Origin of the sequence: Streptomyces manipurensis (genome assembly GCF_049570255.1) — a bacterium.
GTDB lineage: Bacteria > Actinomycetota > Actinomycetes > Streptomycetales > Streptomycetaceae > Streptomyces > Streptomyces manipurensis.
The window spans coordinates 4,042,187-4,058,784 of the sequence record NZ_CP186950.1; the positions used below are offsets into that span (position 1 = coordinate 4,042,187).

At 72.7% G+C, this 16,598-nt stretch carries 13 protein-coding genes and 1 pseudogene; 9 read left to right on the forward strand and 5 right to left on the reverse strand.

All coding sequences use genetic code 11. The features are described from left to right. Positions 1-77: 77 nt before the first annotated feature. The 3 genes from nhaA to ACPU2J_RS18760 all read right to left on the reverse strand — a co-directional run bounded on the left by nhaA (position 78) and on the right by ACPU2J_RS18760 (position 6,358). Positions 78-1,544 carry a Na+/H+ antiporter NhaA gene (nhaA, locus tag ACPU2J_RS18750; protein WP_420080071.1) on the reverse strand — a complete coding sequence of 489 codons (1,467 nt, stop codon included), beginning with the start codon at positions 1,542-1,544 and terminating at the stop codon, positions 78-80. Between the two features lie 178 nt (positions 1,545-1,722). After that, a complete protein-coding gene (gene acs, locus ACPU2J_RS18755) occupies positions 1,723-3,720 on the reverse strand; it encodes an acetate--CoA ligase (protein ID WP_423833674.1) in 1,998 nt (665 codons plus the stop codon). A gap of 160 nt (positions 3,721-3,880) precedes the next feature. Continuing rightward, positions 3,881-6,358 carry a SulP family inorganic anion transporter gene (locus ACPU2J_RS18760; protein ID WP_423833675.1) on the reverse strand — a complete coding sequence of 826 codons (2,478 nt, stop codon included), beginning with the start codon at positions 6,356-6,358 and terminating at the stop codon, positions 3,881-3,883. Between the two features lie 237 nt (positions 6,359-6,595). Here ACPU2J_RS18760 and ACPU2J_RS18765 point away from each other — a divergent pair, with 237 nt between their 5' ends. Next, entirely contained in the window at positions 6,596-7,897 is a 1,302-nt protein-coding gene (locus ACPU2J_RS18765) for a hypothetical protein (protein WP_420080068.1), read from the forward strand. Here the strand turns inward: ACPU2J_RS18765 and ACPU2J_RS18770 are convergent. Beyond that, a complete protein-coding gene (locus tag ACPU2J_RS18770; RefSeq protein WP_420080067.1) occupies positions 7,851-8,915 on the reverse strand; it encodes an ATP-binding protein in 1,065 nt (354 codons plus the stop codon). The two genes, ACPU2J_RS18765 and ACPU2J_RS18770, sit on opposite strands and share 47 nt — an antisense overlap. A 109-nt stretch (positions 8,916-9,024) precedes the next feature. Between ACPU2J_RS18770 and ACPU2J_RS18775 the strand changes: the two genes are divergently transcribed. Then, positions 9,025-9,846: an oxidoreductase gene (locus ACPU2J_RS18775; protein WP_361592715.1), complete on the forward strand. Its 822-nt coding sequence runs from the start codon at positions 9,025-9,027 to the stop codon at positions 9,844-9,846. Positions 9,847-10,238: 392 nt separating this feature from the next. On the opposite strand, the gene ACPU2J_RS18780 is transcribed toward ACPU2J_RS18775, so the two are convergent. After that, a complete protein-coding gene (locus tag ACPU2J_RS18780) occupies positions 10,239-11,111 on the reverse strand; it encodes an HAD family hydrolase (protein ID WP_420080066.1) in 873 nt (290 codons plus the stop codon). 566 nt (positions 11,112-11,677) lie between these two features. On the opposite strand from ACPU2J_RS18780, the gene ssd reads away from it, so the two are divergent. From ssd to ACPU2J_RS18815, 7 genes and pseudogenes are all read left to right on the forward strand, one after another. Continuing rightward, positions 11,678-12,814 (forward strand): septum site-determining protein Ssd, encoded by a 1,137-nt coding sequence (gene ssd / locus ACPU2J_RS18785; protein ID WP_423834982.1) that lies wholly within the window; start codon positions 11,678-11,680, stop codon positions 12,812-12,814. Next, positions 12,811-13,959 carry a TadA family conjugal transfer-associated ATPase gene (locus ACPU2J_RS18790; protein WP_361592709.1) on the forward strand — a complete coding sequence of 383 codons (1,149 nt, stop codon included), beginning with the start codon at positions 12,811-12,813 and terminating at the stop codon, positions 13,957-13,959. Before ssd ends, ACPU2J_RS18790 begins: the two co-directional genes overlap by 4 nt. A gap of 38 nt (positions 13,960-13,997) precedes the next feature. After that, the gene (locus tag ACPU2J_RS18795; protein ID WP_423834983.1) at positions 13,998-14,840 is read left to right on the forward strand and encodes a type II secretion system F family protein; all 843 of its coding nucleotides are present in this window, start codon (positions 13,998-14,000) and stop codon (positions 14,838-14,840) included. Continuing rightward, positions 14,840-15,619, forward strand: coding sequence for a type II secretion system F family protein (locus ACPU2J_RS18800; protein WP_423833676.1), 780 nt, complete (start codon positions 14,840-14,842; stop codon positions 15,617-15,619). The genes ACPU2J_RS18795 and ACPU2J_RS18800 overlap by 1 nt, the downstream gene beginning before the upstream one ends. 47 nt (positions 15,620-15,666) lie before the next feature. Next, a complete protein-coding gene (locus ACPU2J_RS18805; RefSeq protein ID WP_361592703.1) occupies positions 15,667-15,864 on the forward strand; it encodes a DUF4244 domain-containing protein in 198 nt (65 codons plus the stop codon). After that, the gene (locus tag ACPU2J_RS18810) at positions 15,851-16,237 is read left to right on the forward strand and encodes a TadE family type IV pilus minor pilin (RefSeq protein ID WP_389076704.1); all 387 of its coding nucleotides are present in this window, start codon (positions 15,851-15,853) and stop codon (positions 16,235-16,237) included. The genes ACPU2J_RS18805 and ACPU2J_RS18810 overlap by 14 nt, the downstream gene beginning before the upstream one ends. Continuing rightward, positions 16,234-16,494 (forward strand): annotated as a pseudogene (locus ACPU2J_RS18815) (Rv3654c family TadE-like protein); the annotation flags it as partial. The gene ACPU2J_RS18810 and the pseudogene ACPU2J_RS18815, both read left to right, overlap by 4 nt. Positions 16,495-16,598: the final 104 nt, after the last annotated feature.

Genomic DNA, 16,598 nt, shown 5'->3' on the forward strand with positions numbered 1-16,598 from the left:
CTCTCCCTCTGTCGTCCGCCGCCGCCTGGCGGCTGTCGTGCGGCTGTCGTGCGTCTGTCCCCGCGTCGTCAGTCAGATCATGCCGGACGGTCGGGCTCGGTGGTGGACCCGGCCGGGCTTTGGAGCGCGGCGGCGGCCGCCTCGTCGGCCTTGCGGCGGTGCTCCGCGGCCCGCTCCTCGTAGATCCGGGCCATCCGCAGGTGGAACTCGGGATTGTCCTCCTCGTAGACGTCGGGGATGCCGTCGAGGTCGTCGTCGCGTTCCTCCGCCTGGATGAGGGCCCGGTACCTGCGGTCGCGGAGCTTGAGCATGACGCACGCGATCACGGCGGCGATGAAGGAGCCGAAGAGGACGGCGGCCTTGATCTCGTCGGTGAGGACGGCGTCGCCCGCGAAGGCGAGTTCGCCGATGAGCAGGGAGACGGTGAAGCCGATGCCGGCGAGGGAGGCCACGGCCAGGACGTCGGGCCAGGCGAGGTCCTCGTTCAGTTCGGCCCTGGTGAAGCGGGCCGCCAGCCAGGTGCCGCCGAAGATGCCCACCGTCTTGCCGACGACGAGGCCGAGCACCACACCGAGGGTCTCGGGGCGGGTGAAGACCTGTGCGATGGCCTCGTCGGAGAGGGAGACGCCCGCGGAGAGCAGGGCGAAGAGGGGCACGGCCAGGCCGGCCGAGATCGGGCGGACCAGGTGTTCGATGTGCTCGCCGGGGGAGGAGTCCTCGCCCTCGGCGCGGGTGCAGCGGAGCATCAGGCCCATGGCGACACCGGCGATGGTGGCGTGGACGCCGCTGTTGTACATCAGGCCCCAGATCACCAGGGCGAGCGGGACGTAGACGTACCAGCCGCGGACGCCCCGGCGGAGCATGAACCAGAAGAGGACCAGTCCCACGAGTGCGCCGCCGAGCGCCAGGAAGTCGATCTCGCTGGTGAAGAAGACGGCGATGATCAGGATGGCGAAGAGGTCGTCGACGACGGCGAGGGTCAGCAGGAAGGCGCGCAGCGCCGAGGGCAGCGAGGTGCCGATCACGGCGAGGACGGCCAGGGCGAAGGCGATGTCGGTGGCCGTCGGGACCGCCCAGCCGTCGAGCGAGCCGCCGCCGACGGTGTTGACCACCGCGTAGACGACGGCCGGCACGGCCATGCCGCAGAGGGCGGCGATCACCGGGAGCGCGGCCGCCTTGGGGTCGCGCAGATCGCCCGCGACGAGCTCACGCTTGAGTTCGATGCCGGCGACGAAGAAGAAGATCGCCAGGAGGCCGTCGGCGGCCCAGTGCTGGAGCGAGAGGTCCAGGCCGAGGGAGGCCGGGCCGATGTGGAAGCTGCGGACGGTGTCGTAGCTCGCCGAGAGGGCGGGGATGTTCGCCCACAGCAGGGCGGCGATCGCGGCCACGAGGAGCAGGACGCCACCGACCGTCTCGGTGCGCAGGGCGTCGGCGATGTAGCGGCTCTCGGGCAGCGAGAGGCGGCCGAGCAGCTTGCGGCGCGAACGGTCGGTGGGGCTGGGCGCGGCCACGAGGGAGACCTCCGGGGGGCGGTTGGACGGCATGGCGGAACGATTTGCCGACCAGACTTCCCGGCGCACCCTGTGGTCTTTCTTTACGCTTTCAAGACTTTACAGGGTGTGCGCAGGGGCGTATCCGGCGATCATCACTTTATGTGCGAAAGGGGCACCCGGCGCGCCGCGCCGGATGCCCCTCTCCCGTGTCGCCTTCCCAGTCCTCTGCTCAGTCCTCGCTGCCGGCGGACGGCAGCTTGGTCTGGATCAGGTCCATGACCGAGGAGTCGGCGAGCGTGGTCACGTCGCCGACGGCGCGGTTCTCCGCCACGTCGCGCAGCAGACGGCGCATGATCTTGCCGGAACGGGTCTTCGGCAGCTCCTGGACCGGCAGGATCCGCTTGGGCTTGGCGATCGGGCCGAGGGTGCCGCCCACGTGGTTGCGCAGGTCCGCGACGAGGTCCGCGCTCTCGGAGGCGCTGCCGCGCAGGATGACGAAGGCCACGATGGCCTGGCCGGTGGTCTCGTCGTTGGCGCCGACCACGGCGGCCTCGGCGACCGCGGGGTGCGAGACGAGGGCCGACTCCACCTCGGTGGTGGAGATGTTGTGGCCGGACACCAGCATCACGTCGTCCACGCGGCCGAGCAGCCAGATGTCGCCGTCGTCGTCCTTCTTGGCGCCGTCGCCCGCGAAGTACTTGCCCTCGAAGCGGGACCAGTAGGTGTCGATGAAGCGCTGGTCGTCGCCCCAGATGGTGCGCAGCATCGACGGCCACGGCTCGGTGAGGACCAGGTAGCCGCCTCCGCCGTTCGGGACCTCGTGCGCCTCGTCGTCCACGACGGTGGCGGAGATTCCGGGCAGGGCGCGCTGGGCGGAGCCCGGCTTGGTGTGCGTGACGCCCGGCAGTGGGGAGATCATCATCGCGCCGGTCTCGGTCTGCCACCAGGTGTCCACGATCGGGCAGCGGTCGCCGCCGATGTGCTTGCGGTACCAGACCCAGGCCTCGGGGTTGATCGGCTCGCCGACGGATCCCAGCACGCGCAGGCTCGACAGGTCGAACTTCGCGGGGATGTCGTCGCCCCACTTCATGAAGGTGCGGATGGCCGTGGGCGCCGTGTAGAGGATGGTGACGCCGTACTTCTGCACGACCTCCCAGAAGCGGCCCTGGTGCGGGGTGTCCGGGGTGCCCTCGTACATGACCTGTGTGGCGCCGTTGGCGAGCGGGCCGTAGACGATGTAGGAGTGCCCGGTCACCCAGCCGATGTCGGCGGTGCACCAGTAGACGTCGGACTCCGGCTTCAGGTCGAACACCGCGTGGTGGGTGTACGCGGCCTGCGTGAGGTAGCCGCCGGAGGTGTGCAGGATGCCCTTCGGCTTCCCCGTGGTCCCCGAGGTGTAGAGGATGAACAGCGGGTGCTCGGCGTCGAAGGCCTGCGGCGCGTGCTCGGCGGACTGGCGGCCGACCAGCTCGTGCCACCACACGTCGCGGCCCTCGGTGAAGGCCGTGTCCTGGCCCGTGCGGCGCACGACGAGCACGTGCTCCACCTGCGGACACTTGGCGACGGCCTCGTCGATCGCGGGCTTCAGGGCGCTGGGCTTGCCGCGCCGGTAGCCGCCGTCGGCGGTGATGACCAGCTTGGCGTCGGCGTCCTGGATGCGGGAGGCGACGGCGTCCGCGGAGAAACCGCCGAAGACCACGGAGTGGGCGGCGCCGATGCGCGCGCAGGCGAGCATCGCGACGACGGCCTCGGGGATCATCGGCAGGTAGACGGCCACGCGGTCGCCCGCCCGGACGCCCAGCTCGGTCAGGGCGTTGGCCGCCCGGGACACCTCGTCCTTGAGCTCGGCGTAGGTGATCGCCCGGCTGTCACCGGGCTCGCCCTCGAAGTGGAGGGCGACGCGCTCGCCGTTGCCCGCCTCGACGTGGCGGTCCACGCAGTTGTAGGCGACGTTCAGCCGGCCGTCCGCGAACCACTTCGCGAAGGGCGGGTTCGTCCAGTCGAGCGTCTCGGCCGGCTCGGTCTCCCAGGTCAGCCGCCGGGCCTGCTCGGCCCAGAAGCCCAGCCGGTCCGCGTCGGCCTGTGCGTACGCAGCCTCTTTCACATTGGCGGCGGCGGCCAGATCGGCAGGCGGTGCGAACCGCCGCTCCTCCTTGAGCAGATTGGCCAGGCTCTCATTGCTCACGACATCTCCCTTTCCCAGGGTGTCCGTTGTGTCCCCGGGCATAGCTCATCAGTCAGCGGCCCAGGTGACAAGGGGTAGCCGAGAATTGGTTTAGACCTATATCACGGCCTGGCCCGCGGAAGAACGGCGTGCGAACGGCCCCTCTCCGCCGCGGCGGGCGGTAAGGGGCCGAACATGGGCACGGATACGGGAGGGTATCGGTTCAGGCGTGCTGTCCCACGGTGTCGAAGACCCGGCAGTCGAAGAAGTCCTCGCCCTCGGAGAGCAGGTAGGCCTGGGCCTCGCCCACGTGGAAGTACATCCCGTGCAGCTCCAGCGTGCCCTCGGCGAGCCGCCTGGCCACCGACTCGTGGGCCTTCAGGTGCTCCAGCTGCTGCACCACGTTGGTCAGGCACAGCTGCTCCACGGCGTCCGCCGGGAGCCGGCCCGCGATCCTGGCCCAGGCGTGGTGGCGGCTGGCCATCCGCTCCAGACTGGGCAGCCCGTGCCGCAGCCACCGGCGCAGCGGGGTCACCGGGGCCGCGGGGGACGAAGTGAGCAGGGCCTGCATCGCGCCGCAGCCGGAGTGCCCGCAGACCGTGATGCTGTCCACCTCCAGCACGTCCACCGCGTACTCGATGGCGGCCGCCACGGAATCGTCCGTGGACTCGGCGCCGGGCAGCGGGACCAGGTTGCCGACATTGCGGACGGTGAACAGGTCACCGGGGCCGCTCGCCGTGATCATGCTGGTGACCAGGCGGGAGTCCGCGCAGGTGAGGAAGAGCTGCGAGGGCCGCTGGCCCTCCCGGGCCAGCCGGGCCAGTTCCTCCCGCACATGCGGGGCCGTGTCGCGCTGGAAGGCGGTGATGCCGCTGGCCAGCTGGCCCGCGCCACGCCGCCGGGCCGGCTCCCCGCCGGTGTCGCCCGTGGCCACGGTCCCGGACTCCGCGGCCGCGGCTGCCGCCGCCGACGCCGTGGTGGCCGTACGGGAGGTGGTGCTGCGGTGGTCGCAGTGGTTCTGCCAGGGCGTCCAGGGGCGGCAGCACTGGTGGGTGCCGCGCCGGTCCCGCCGCGACCGTTCGGCGTGGTGGCCTCCGTCGCCCGGGCGGCCCGAACGCGTGCCGGCCGGTGCCGGGTCCGCGGCGGTACCGGGCGTCCCGCCCTCCCCGTCCTGCCCGGCGGGTTCCCCGTCGGCGTCCGTGAAGCGTGCCGCCTGGCCCGAGCGGCCGGCGATCTCCACGGAACCCCCGTGCGCGAGGTGGGACTGCCGCCAGTCGTGGAGCGTCTCGTAGGCGGCGTGGTCCATGAACGAGCCGTCGAGCTCGATCACGGCGGGAGCGTCGTGCGGGATCTGGTTCAGCACGCGGCTCAGCCGCGGCACCGCGAGGAAGGTCAACTGACCGCGGGCCCGCACCCGGTGGACGCCGCTGTCCAGCCGCTCCAGGGTGATCCGGGTCCGGGCGAGCCGGTGCAGGGCCAGGGCGACGGCCACCGCGATGCCGATCGCCACGCCCTCCAGCACCCCGCCGAGGACCACGGCCACGATGGTGGTGCCGTAGACGAGGATCTCCCGGTGCCGCGTGATGTTGCGCATGTGGGTGATGCTGACCATCTGCACGCCCACGGCCATCACCAGGGCGGCCAGTGTGGCCAGCGGGATCAGGTCGAGGAGCGGGACCAGCAGGAACGCGGCGAGCAGCACCCACAGTCCGTGCATCATGGACGACTTCCGGCTGGCCGCACCGGACTTGACGTTCGCCACGCTGCGGACGGCCACGCCCGTGATGGGCAGTCCGCCCAGCGCGCCGGAGACGATGTTCGCCGCGCCCTGCCCGCGCAGCTCGCGGTCGAGGTCGGCCCGGGGCGGGCGGTTGTCGGTGCCCCGCTCGGAGGCGATCAGCTTGTCGGTCGCGACGGCCGAGAGCAGGGACTCCACGCTGCCGACGAGGGTGATGGTCAGTACGGCGGCGATGAGGCCCAGCACCGGCCCCTCGGGCATCTCCGGCAGGGCGTGGCTGCGCCAGGAGGGCAGGTCCACCCGGGGCAGGCTGAGCCCGGCCAGCGCGGCGACGGCGGTGGCGAGGGCCACGGAGGCGAGGGCCGCCGGGACCTTGCGCAGGGCGGTGCCCACCCGGCCGGGCAGCCGCGGCCAGCCCAGCAGGACCACGAGGGTCAGGGCGCTGACCCCCAGCGCCACGGGGTGCAGATTGGCCAACTGCGCGGGCAGACCCAGCACGTTGGCGACGGCGGAGCTCTGCGGCATGCCGCCGAGCACGATGTGCAGCTGGGCCAGCGCGATCGTCACGCCGATGCCCGCGAGCATGCCGTGCACGATCGCCGGGCTGACCATGAGCGCCGACCGGGCGGTGCGCAGCGCGGCCAGGCCGAGCTGGCAGATGCCGGCGAGCACGGTGATGGCGCACGTGGTGCGCCATCCGTAGCGCTGGATCAGCTCGGCCGTGACGACGGTGAGTCCGGCGGCCGGACCGCTCACCTGGAGCGGGGCGCCGCCGAGCCGCCCGGCGACGATTCCGCCGACGGCGGCGGCCACCAGGCCGGCCTGGAGGGGGGCTCCCGTGGCCAGGGCGATGCCGAGGGAGAGCGGGATGGCGATGAGGAAGACGGTGATGGAGGCGGAGAGGTCCGCGGGGAGGTCCTTGCGGATCTTCTCGGTCCTGCGGGTGGGGGAAGAGGTCGTCATGGGTTCCCGTCTCCTCTGGAGTGAGGGTCGAAGCGGCGGGATTCTCAACAGTCAGTAAACGAACGGTAATGGAGGGTAAAGCTGAACGGTAGACAATTCGGGCAAATGGTCTATGAATTAGCACTGGCGGGTGATTAAGCATTTTGTCCGGCTTGTCATACCTCCCTCTCGGCGGACCGCATGGGACGTTGCGGCGCGGAAGCACTGCGACGGAACTGCGAGGGAGAGGTGGGGCGGATGATCGCCGCCACGAAGAAGATCGCCGGCGGCCTGGTCGCCACTGCGCTGGTGCTGGGGGCGGCGGGCTGCAGCTCCTCGGAGACGGCCACGTCCCCGGCCGCCGGAGGCCCGAACGCGCGCAAGGGGGCCGTCGAGGCGCCCGGCAGCGTCAACCGGCCCATCGGCGACGGCTCGACCGCGTACACCGGCCCGCAGCCGAACGTACAGAAGCCGCAGAAGCTCAAGCCGGGCGAGAAGCCGCCGCAGTTCGTGGTGTTCTCCTGGGACGGCGCCGGCGAGGACAGCCAGAAGCTGTTCTCCCACTTCCGTGAGGTCGGCAAGCAGTACAACGCCCGCATGACGTACTTCCTCAGCGGCGTGTACATGCTCCCGGAGGAGAAGCGTTCCCTCTACACCGCTCCCCAGCACGGTCCCGGCCGGTCCGACATCGGCTTCGGAGACCTCAAGGGGATCAGGGACACCGCCGACCAGGTCCGTCTCGCCTGGCTGGAGGGCAACGAGATCGGCACCCACTTCAACGGGCACTTCTGCGGACCCGAGGGCGGCGTCGGCACCTGGTCCGTGGAGGAGTGGAAGAGCGAGATCGACCAGGCCAAGTCCTTCGTCAAGAGCTGGCGGACCAACGCTGGCCTGAAGGACGTCCAGGCGCTCCCCTTCGACTACGACAAGGAGCTCATCGGCGCCCGCACCCCCTGCCTCGAGGGCCAGAAGAACTTCATGCTGGCGGCCAAGGGGATGGGCTTCCGCTACGACTCCAGCGGGATCAGCAAGCAGATCTGGCCCAAGAAGACGGACGGCCTCTGGGACATCCCGCTGCAGCTGGTGCCCATGCCCGGACGTGCCTTCGACACGCTGAGCATGGACTACAACTACATGGTCAACCAGTCCGGGACGACCTCGCAGGGCGACCCCTCGCAGCACGCGTACTGGGGCGAGCAGATGCGCGACGGCCTCCGGCAGGCCTTCGACCGGGTCTACCAGGGCAACCGCGCTCCGCTGATCATCGGCAACCACTTCGAGTCGTGGAACGGCGGCACCTACATGCGCGCCGTCGAGGACTCCATCAAGACCATGTGCACCAAGCCCGAGGTCCGCTGCGTGCCCTTCCGGGAGCTGGTGGACTGGCTGGACGTCCAGGACCCGAAGGCCCTGGAGTGGATGCGCACCCTCGACGTCGGCGAGGCGCCGAAGGAGGGCTGGGCGAAGTTCCTGACCGCGGGGCCGCCGGCGCCGCCGACCGCCCCCGCGGGCGTCAAGCCGGCTGCGGGGCAGGCCGATGGGGCTGCTGACGAGGGCTGACCAGCGCCTCGTCGCCGCCGGTCCCCTCGGGGCCGGGAGCGTCCGCGTCGTCCGCCCCCTCGCGCAGGACGAAGCCGGGATCGACCTGCTCCGCCAGGTCGGTCCCGGTCTTGGCGTTGCCCCAGCTCGCGGCGTTCTTGAGGTGGAAGCGCACCATCTGCTCGGTGTACCGGTCCCAGTCGCGGTGGGCGTAGGAGTCGTCGGCGGCGTCCTGGAGGGTCTGGAGGGCGAACCGGTTGGTCGCCTCCAGTAGCTCGAAGGCCGCCGGACGGCCCTTCTCCATCGCCCGCACCCAGTCGGAGTGCCCGACGGTGACCAGGAGGTCCTCGCCCACCTCGTCCTGGAGGAACTCGATGTCCTCGGGCCCCTGCACCTTGTTGCCGACCACCTTCAGCGTGACCCCGAAGTCCCGCGCGTACTCCTTGTACTGGCGGTAGACGGACACGCCCTTGCGGGTCGGTTCGGCGACCAGGAAGGTCACGTCGAAGCGCGTGAACATCCCCGAGGCGAAGGAGTCGGAGCCCGCGGTCATGTCGACGACCACGTACTCCTCCGGGCCGTCGACGAGGTGGTTCAGGCACAGCTCGACGGCGCCGACCTTGGAGTGGTAGCAGGCCACGCCCAGGTCGGCCTCGGTGAACGGCCCGGTGGCCATGAGGCGTACGGGCTCCCCGTCGAGCAGGAGCGTGCGCGCGCAGGCCTCGTACACGGGGTTGTCCTCGGTGACCCGCAGGAGGCGCGATCCGCGGCCGGGCGGGGTGGTCTTGATCATCGAATCGGCCGAGGCGATGCGGGGGTTGGAGCCCCGCAGGTACTCCTTGATCAGGGGCAGGTGCGAGCCCAGTGCGGGCAGCGCGGCGGCCTCGTCCTCGCCGAGCCCCAGGGCCGCGCCGAGGTGCTGGTTGATGTCGGCGTCCACCGCGACGACGGGGGCCTCATTGGACGCGAGGTGGCGGATGAAGAGGGAGGACAGGGTCGTCTTGCCGCTGCCGCCCTTTCCCACGAAAGCGATCTTCATGTTCACCAAGCGTAGTGGGTCGATAGCTTGGAGTTGTCAAAGTGCGTGAAGAAGACCACTCCAAGGAGGGGTCGGAGACGGGGGTGCGCAGTGCGTAGGCTCCCTACTTATGAGTAGCGCTTCTGACCCGCTGGTCGCACTGGCCGGGCTGCCGGGTGTCGCCGAGTCCGTGGAGTCCGTACGCAAGGCCGTGGACCGGGTCTACGGGCACCGGGTGATGCGCCGCCGCAGCGGTGAGATCACCTCGGAGGCCGCCCTGCGCGGGGCCCGCGCCAGCGCGGCACTGTCCGGTGCGGACTGGGCGCTGGAGGAGGTCCGCCGGCGGACCGACTTCGGCTCGGAGCCGGAGGCGCTGACGGTCGGTGCGGCGCTCCGGCTCACCGCGGAGGCCGGTCAGCTGCTGAGCATCTGGCGCCAGTCGCCCCTGCGCGTCCTCGCCCGCCTGCACCTCGTGGCGGTCGGGTCGACGGCGGCCGGTGACGTGGTGGGCCGTCCGCGGCTGGCCGGCGAGCCGGTGGACGAGCCGCTGGTGGACGCGCCCCTGCCGGACGCGGACGAGGTCGCGGGACGGCTCGACGGGCTCTCCCGGCTGATCATCGCGGGCGGCTCCGCCCCGGCCCTGGTCACGGCCGCCGTGGTGCACGGCGAGCTGCTGGCCCTGCGGCCCTTCGCCTCGTACAACGGACTGGTCGCGCGGGCGGCCGAGCGCATCGTCCTGATCAACAGCGGCCTGGACCCGAAGGCGATCTGCCCGGCGGAGGTGGGCCACGCGGAAGCGGGGTCCGCGGCCTATCTGGAGGCCTTCGCGGGCTACGTCTCCGGCACCGCCGAGGGCATGTCCGCCTGGATCGCCCACTGCGGCCGCTCGGTCGAGCTCGGCGTGCGCGAGTCGACGGCGGTCTGCGAGGCCCTGCAGCGGGGCGCTGCCTGACCGGGCGAGGATCGGGGTGCGGCTGCCACCGGGCGGCGCCCCGACATGGGTTGCGGCGACACCGTCTTGCTGTGGTGTCGCCGCTGGCATTCACGCCCAGTTACCAAGCGTCCTCGAAATGTTGCCCATCAGGTCGGGTTCTTTGCCCGTCACCTGGTGCGGCTGGCCCGTAATCGACGGGTCGACGTCGCGTGGGTGCTCGGCGTTCATGCTTCGGTCCGTGGGCCTTACTGCGTTTTAAAGATGATCCTCTCGGATGTTCTTCGGTCTCGCGGGCCGTTGCTTTATTTGTACTCCGCTCCGCTGCCATGCGAAACCCCTGGCTCCACTTTTTACTTTCCGGGATGAGTGAGGCCGAACCGGACACCCTGAAATGAGCCAGGCCGGGACATTCAGGCGGATGAAGCCGTCAGTGCGTGGGCCCGGCGGCGGCTCGCGTACCAGACCAGTCCCGCCGTGGCCGCCGCGGCGCCCACCGCCGCGGCGGCGACCAGTGCGGGGCGGGCGGGCATCGACAGCCCGGGCAGCCGCTGCTTCAGCCGCACCGGACGGTTGAAGACAAGGACCGGCCACTCGCGCGCCACGGCCTCCCGGCGCAGCGCGCGGTCGGGGTTGACCGCGTGCGGGTGTCCGACCGCCTCGAGCATCGGGATGTCGGTCACCGAGTCGCTGTACGCGTAGCAGCGGCTCAGGTCGTAGCCCTCGGACTCGGCCAGCTCGCGGACCGCTTCCGCCTTGGTGGGACCGTACGCGTAGTACTCGATCTCGCCGGTGAAGCAGCCGTCCTCGCCCACGACCATGCGCGTGGCGACGACGCGGTCGGCGCCGAGCATGTCCCCGATCGGCTCGACCACCTCGGCTCCGGAGGTGGACACGATGACCACATCGCGGCCGGCCGTGTGGTGGGCCTCGATCAGGGACGCGGCCTCGTCGTAGATGATCGGGTCGATGAGGTCGTGCAGGGTCTCCGCGACGATCTCGCGCACCTGCTGGACGTTCCACCCCTTGCACAGGGCGGACAGGTACTCCCGCATCCGTTCCATCTGGTCGTGGTCGGCGCCGCCGGCCAGGAAGATGAACTGGGTGTACGCGGTGCGCAACACGGCTCGCCGGTTGATCAGGCCGCCTTGGTAGAAGGACTTGCTGAACGTCAAGGTGCTCGACTTCGCAATGACCGTCTTGTCCAGGTCGAAGAAGGCTGCGGTGCGAGGCGAGGAGTGCGGCAAGGGCTGATTTTCCACTCTCCGAGCATATGCGCCCACCATTCGGCGTAAGGTGTGGCGCGTGGGTTTGCTTGAGAAGGCTCTCGGGTACACCATGGAAGTCACGGATCGTTCGCGACCGTGCTAACCCGGTCTGGCTCCTCCCCCCCCGAGTCGGACCGTGGGGACGACCCCCGCTCTCCCCCCCGGCGGGGGTCGTCGCATGTCCGGACGCGGTTCGCGTCCCCGGATCGGTTGCAGCGCGACCATCTCTCGGCTCCTTCCTCTTGTGCGGCGCCCGTGCGGCGCAGGCCGCGGCGAGCTCGGTTCCGTCACTCAGCGTAGCGGTTTCGCCGCGCTCCGGAACTCACCTGTGAGGGTGACCGGGTTATTCACAATCGATGGGTTGTCCACAGTTATCGAGCAAGATCCACTTGTTTTTCCCGATCGCTGCACGGTGATTCCAGCCGCGAAGTCCGCGGTGCTGGATTTGCAGTGAGAAGGGGGCGGAGATCGTGGCTCGATCGAAGTCGTGCGAAACGCCGAAGGCCGCGGCGACCGGAAGGCCGGCCGGAACGGGTGCGGGCGCCGCGGGCCCGTCCGGAGCGCCGCCGGCCGGCGGGCGCCCGCTGATCGTCACCGAGGATCCCGTGCTGCTCGACGACCTGCTGCGGCTGTGCGCGGCGGCGGGCGACGAGCCGCACGTGCATCACGCGGTACCGGAGCCCGGCGGGGGCGGCGAGGAAGCGGAGGCAGGCCCCGGTGCCGCCGCCGCAGCCGGATTCGATGCATCAACTAGCCTTGCTCAAAGCGAAGTTGGCTGGGATTCGGCGCCGCTCGTCCTTGTCGGGGACGACGCCGCCGGACGGGTGCGCGGCGCACCGCGCCGCCGCCCCGGAGTCCTCCTCGTCGGCCGGGACCTGGACGACCCCCTCGTCTGGCAACGCGCGGTGGAGATCGGCGCCGAGGAGGTGTTGCGCCTGCCCGACGCCGAACACCGCCTGGTGGACCGCATCGCCGACGTCGTGGAAGGGGTCGGGCGGCCCGCCCTCGCCGTCGGCGTGATCGGCGGCAGCGGCGGCGCCGGGGCGTCGACCCTCGCCTGCGCGCTCGCCGTCCGGGCCGCCCGGGCCGGTGAGCGGACGATCCTCATCGACGGAGACCCGCTGGGCGGGGGCATGGACGTCCTGCTCGGCGGCGAGGGTGCCGAAGGCCTGCGCTGGCCCGACTTCGCGGCCTCCAGGGGCCGGGTCGGAGCCGGGGCCCTGGAGGAGGCGCTGCCCGAGCTGCACGCGCTGCGGGTGCTCAGCTGGGACCGGGGCGACCGGACTGTCGTGCCGCCCGCTGCGACCCGGTCGGTGCTGGCCGCGGCACGCCGCCGGGGCGGCGTCGTGGTGGTCGACCTTCCGCGCAGGGTGGACGAAGCCGTGGCCGAGGTGCTGGCGCAGCTCGACCTGGTGCTGATGGTGGTCCCGGGAGAGCTGCGTTCCGTGGCCGCCGCCGGCCGGGTCGCCGCCGGTGTGCGGATGGTGGCGCGGGACGTGCGCGTCGTCGTACGGGGCCGGTACCCGGGCGGTCTCGAACCGGACTCGGTGGCGGACCTGTTGGGCGCTCCGCTCGCCGGTGAGGTGCCGTTCGAGGTGGGGCTCCCCGGCCGGGTTGCCGAGGGGGAGGCGCCGGGTGCGCAGGGCCGCAGCCCGCTGGCCCGCTTCTGCGACGGCTTCTGGCAGCGGGCCCTCGGACCCGCCCAGGGGGTGCCGGCATGAGTGCGGTCCTGCTGGACGCGGTGCGGCGGCGTCTCGCCGAGAGCGGCGCGGAACCGACCCCGGCGCGGGTGGCGGCGGCCCTGCGCGCCCAGGGGCGGTTGCTGGGTGACGCGGAAGTGCTGGGCGTGGCTGCGGAGTTGCGCTCCGAACTGGTTGGCGCGGGACCGCTGGAGGCGTTGCTCTCCGATCCCGGGGTCACCGATGTGCTCGTGGCGGCGCCGGACCGGGTGTGGGTGGACCGTGGCGGCGGCCTGGAGCTGACAGGGGTGACCTTCGCCGACGCCGAGGCCGTGCGCAGGCTCGCGCAGCGCCTGGCCGCCGTCGCCGGGCGGCGCCTGGACGACGCGAGGCCCTGGGTGGACGCCCGCCTGCCCGACGGCACCCGGCTGCACGCCGTGCTGCCCCCGGTCGCGGTCGGCTCGGCCTGTCTCTCCCTGCGGGTGGTCCGTCCGCGGGCCTTCACGCTGGAGGAACTCGTCGCGGCGGGCACGCTCCCTCCCGGAGGGCACCGGCTGCTGCGCGACCTGGTCGAGGCCCGGCTGTCCTTCCTCGTCTCCGGCGGTACGGGAACCGGGAAGACGACCTTGCTCAGCGCCCTGCTGGGGCTGGTCGGACCGGGCGAGCGGATCGTCCTGGCCGAGGACTCGGCCGAGCTGCGGCCCGACCATCCGCACGTGGTGCGGCTGGAGACCCGCCCGGCCAACCAGGAGGGGGCGGGCCTGGTCACCCTGGCCGACCTCGTCCGGCAGGCCCTGCGGATGCGGCCCGACCGGCTGGTCGTCGGGGAGGTGCGGGGTGCGGAGGTGGCCGATCTGCTCGCGGCGCTGAACACCGGCCACGAGGGGGGATGTGGCACCGTCCACGCGAACGCCGCCGCCCATGTCCCGGCCCGGCTGGAGGCGCTGGGGACGGCCGCCGGGCTCGACCGGGGCGCTCTGCACAGCCAGTTGGCCGCGGCGCTGACCGTGGTGCTGCACCTGGTGCGGGACCGGGAGGGCAGGCGCCGGGTCGCCGAGGTGCATGTGCTGGAGCGCGACGCCGCCGGGCTGGTGGTCACCGTTCCGGCGCTGCGCTGGGCGGCCCGGGGCTTCGTACGGGAGCAGGGCTGGGACCGGCTGCGTCCGCTGCTGCGGGGTGCCCGGTGAACGGGGTGGCGGCGCTGCCGCTCCCGCTGTTCGCGGGGATGTTGTGCGCGGCCACCGCCGCATGGGGACTGTCCGGCGGCGACCGGGCCTCCCGGCGGGTACGCCTGGTGCTCGCCGGCGGCGGGCCGTTGGCCGTCCGCACCCCGTCCGGCAGGGAGCGGCTGGCGGCCGCCCTGCGGGTGCGGGCGGCACGGTGGCGGGAGTGGGCCTGCCCGGGCGCCGGGATCGCGCTCGCGCTGCTGGGCGGTTCGGTGCTCCCCCTGCTGGCGGGAGCGGCCGCGCTGCCTCTGGTGCGGCGCTGGCTGCGGGGGCGGGCCCGCGAGCGGGCCCGCACGGCCAGGGAGGCGGAGGTGGTGGCGCTGTGCGGCGCCGTGGTGGGGGAGTTGCGGGCCGGGGCCCAGCCCGGTCAGGCGCTCACGGCGGCGATGCGGCGGACGGTCGCCGGCCCGGGCGGGCCGGGAGCGGAGGCCGCGGGGATCCTGGCCGCCGCCGCGTTCGGCGGTGACGTGCCCGGGGCGCTGCGCCAGGCCGCCCGGGAGTCCGGAGCGGAGGGGCTGGCCGGGATGGCCGCCTGCTGGCGGGTGTCCGTGGGTGGCGGCGCGGGGCTCGCCGCGGGGCTGGACCGGCTGGAGGGCGCGCTGCGGGCCGACCGGGACCGGCGGGAGTCGCTGCGGGCCCAGCTTGCGGGCGCGCGGTCGACGGTGGTGGTGCTGGCCCTGCTGCCCCTCGTGGGGCTGCTCATCGGTACGGGTCTGGGCGCGGATCCGCTGCGGGTCCTGCTGCACACCCCGTTGGGCTGGGGCTGTCTGGTGGCGGGCCTGGTGCTGGAAGCGCTGGGGCTGCTGTGGTGCCGGCGGATCGTCGGGGCGGGGGAGCGGTGATGGGCGGCTCCGTCGTCCACAGGCTGGGGATCGTCGTGTGCCTCGCGGCGGCCGTGCTGTGGACGGTGCCGGCGCTGGCCTCGCGAGCCCGCGTACGGGCGGCCCGGCGCCGGACGGCCGCGGTGCTCGGGCGGGCGTCGCCCGGGCCGCGCCGGGCGGTGCTCGGCGCGAGGACGCGGGCTGTGTCGGTGCAGTGGGCGGGGCCCGCGGGGGCGGTGCTGGCGGGGTGGGTGTTGCTCGGCGGGGTGACCGGTGCGGCCGTCGGCTGTGCGGCCGCGTTCGGGGTGTGGAGGTGGCAGTCCCGGCCCCGGCCGCCGGCCGGTGTGGACGAGAAGGAGGCCGAGCGCCAACTGCCGTTCGCGGCGGACCTGCTGGCCGCGTGTCTGGCGGCCGGTGCCGGCCCCGTGGAGGCTGCGGAGGTGGTGGGCGAGTCGCTCGGCGGCCCCGTGGGGGAGCGGCTCGCGAGCGCGGCGGCGGAGCTGCGGCTCGGCGGCGACCCGGGCGCCGGGTGGGGGAGGCTCGCGGAGATACCGGGTGCCAGGGGGCTCGCCGCGTGCCTGGAACGGGCCGCGCGGACGGGCGCGCCCGCAGCGGAGCCGGTGTCCCGGCTCGCCTCGGGCCTTCGCGAGGACCGGGCCCGCCTGGCGGGTGCGCGGGCGCAGCGGGCGGCGGTGCTCGTCACCGCACCGGTGGGGCTGTGTTTCCTCCCGGCCTTTCTTTCGATCGGGGTCGCTCCGGTGGTGATCGGCATGGCCTCAGGACTTCTCTCCGGCACCTGAAGTCGCATTGACAACACATCAAGAACGCAAATTCACAGGAGGTTGCCATGAGGATCATCTGGTTTCGTGTGCGGGCGGCGCTGGTGGCCCGCGGGAGTGATGCGGGGATGTCCACCTCGGAATACGCCATGGGCACGATCGCGGCCTGCGCATTCGCGGCCGTCCTCTACAAGGTGGTGACGAGCGAAGTCGTCGCGACGGCCCTTCAGTCGACCATCGGGAAGGCTCTCGATGTGCCTTTCTGACGGTCGGTCCGCAGGCTCCCGCGCGAACGGAGACCGCGGATATGTGACGGCGGAGGCCGCCCTGGTCATTCCGGCCCTGGTGCTCTTCGCGGCGCTGCTGGTGTGGGCGCTCATGGCGGCCGCGGCGCAGATCCGGTGCGTGGACGCGGCCCGGGCGGGCGCGCGGGCCGCCGCCCGCTCGGAAGCGGTGGAGGTGGCGCGGGCAGCGGCTCGCGAGGCCGCACCACAGGGAGCCCGGGTCGAGCTGGAGCGGGAGGGCGACCTCTGGCGGGTCCGCGTGGAGGCGCCGGCACCGGGCCCCGCGGGACTGCCGGTACGGCTCGGTGCCCGGGCGGTGGCCCTCGCCGAGGACAGTGTGGGGCCGCCGCCATGAGCCGGGACCGGGGCTCCGCCACGGTCTGGGCGGCCCTGACGGCGACGGTGCTGGGCGCGGTGTTCGCCGGGGTGCTGCTGCTCGGACAGGCCGTCGTGACCCGGCACCGGGCGGCGGCCGCCGCCGACCTGGCGGCCCTCGCGGCGGCGGCGACCTGGGCGCACGGGCCCGAGACGGCCTGTGCCACGGCGCTGCGCGTGGCCCGGGCGCAGGGGGCCGAGCTCACCGGATGCAGGCTGGGCGGAGAGATCGCCGAGGTCGGTGCGCGGGTCGCGGCGGGTCCCTTCGCCCCCGCGGTAAGGGCCCGTGCGGGGCCGCCGCGCCCCCGGGAGGATCCCCGCCCGTCCGGACCGGCACCCGG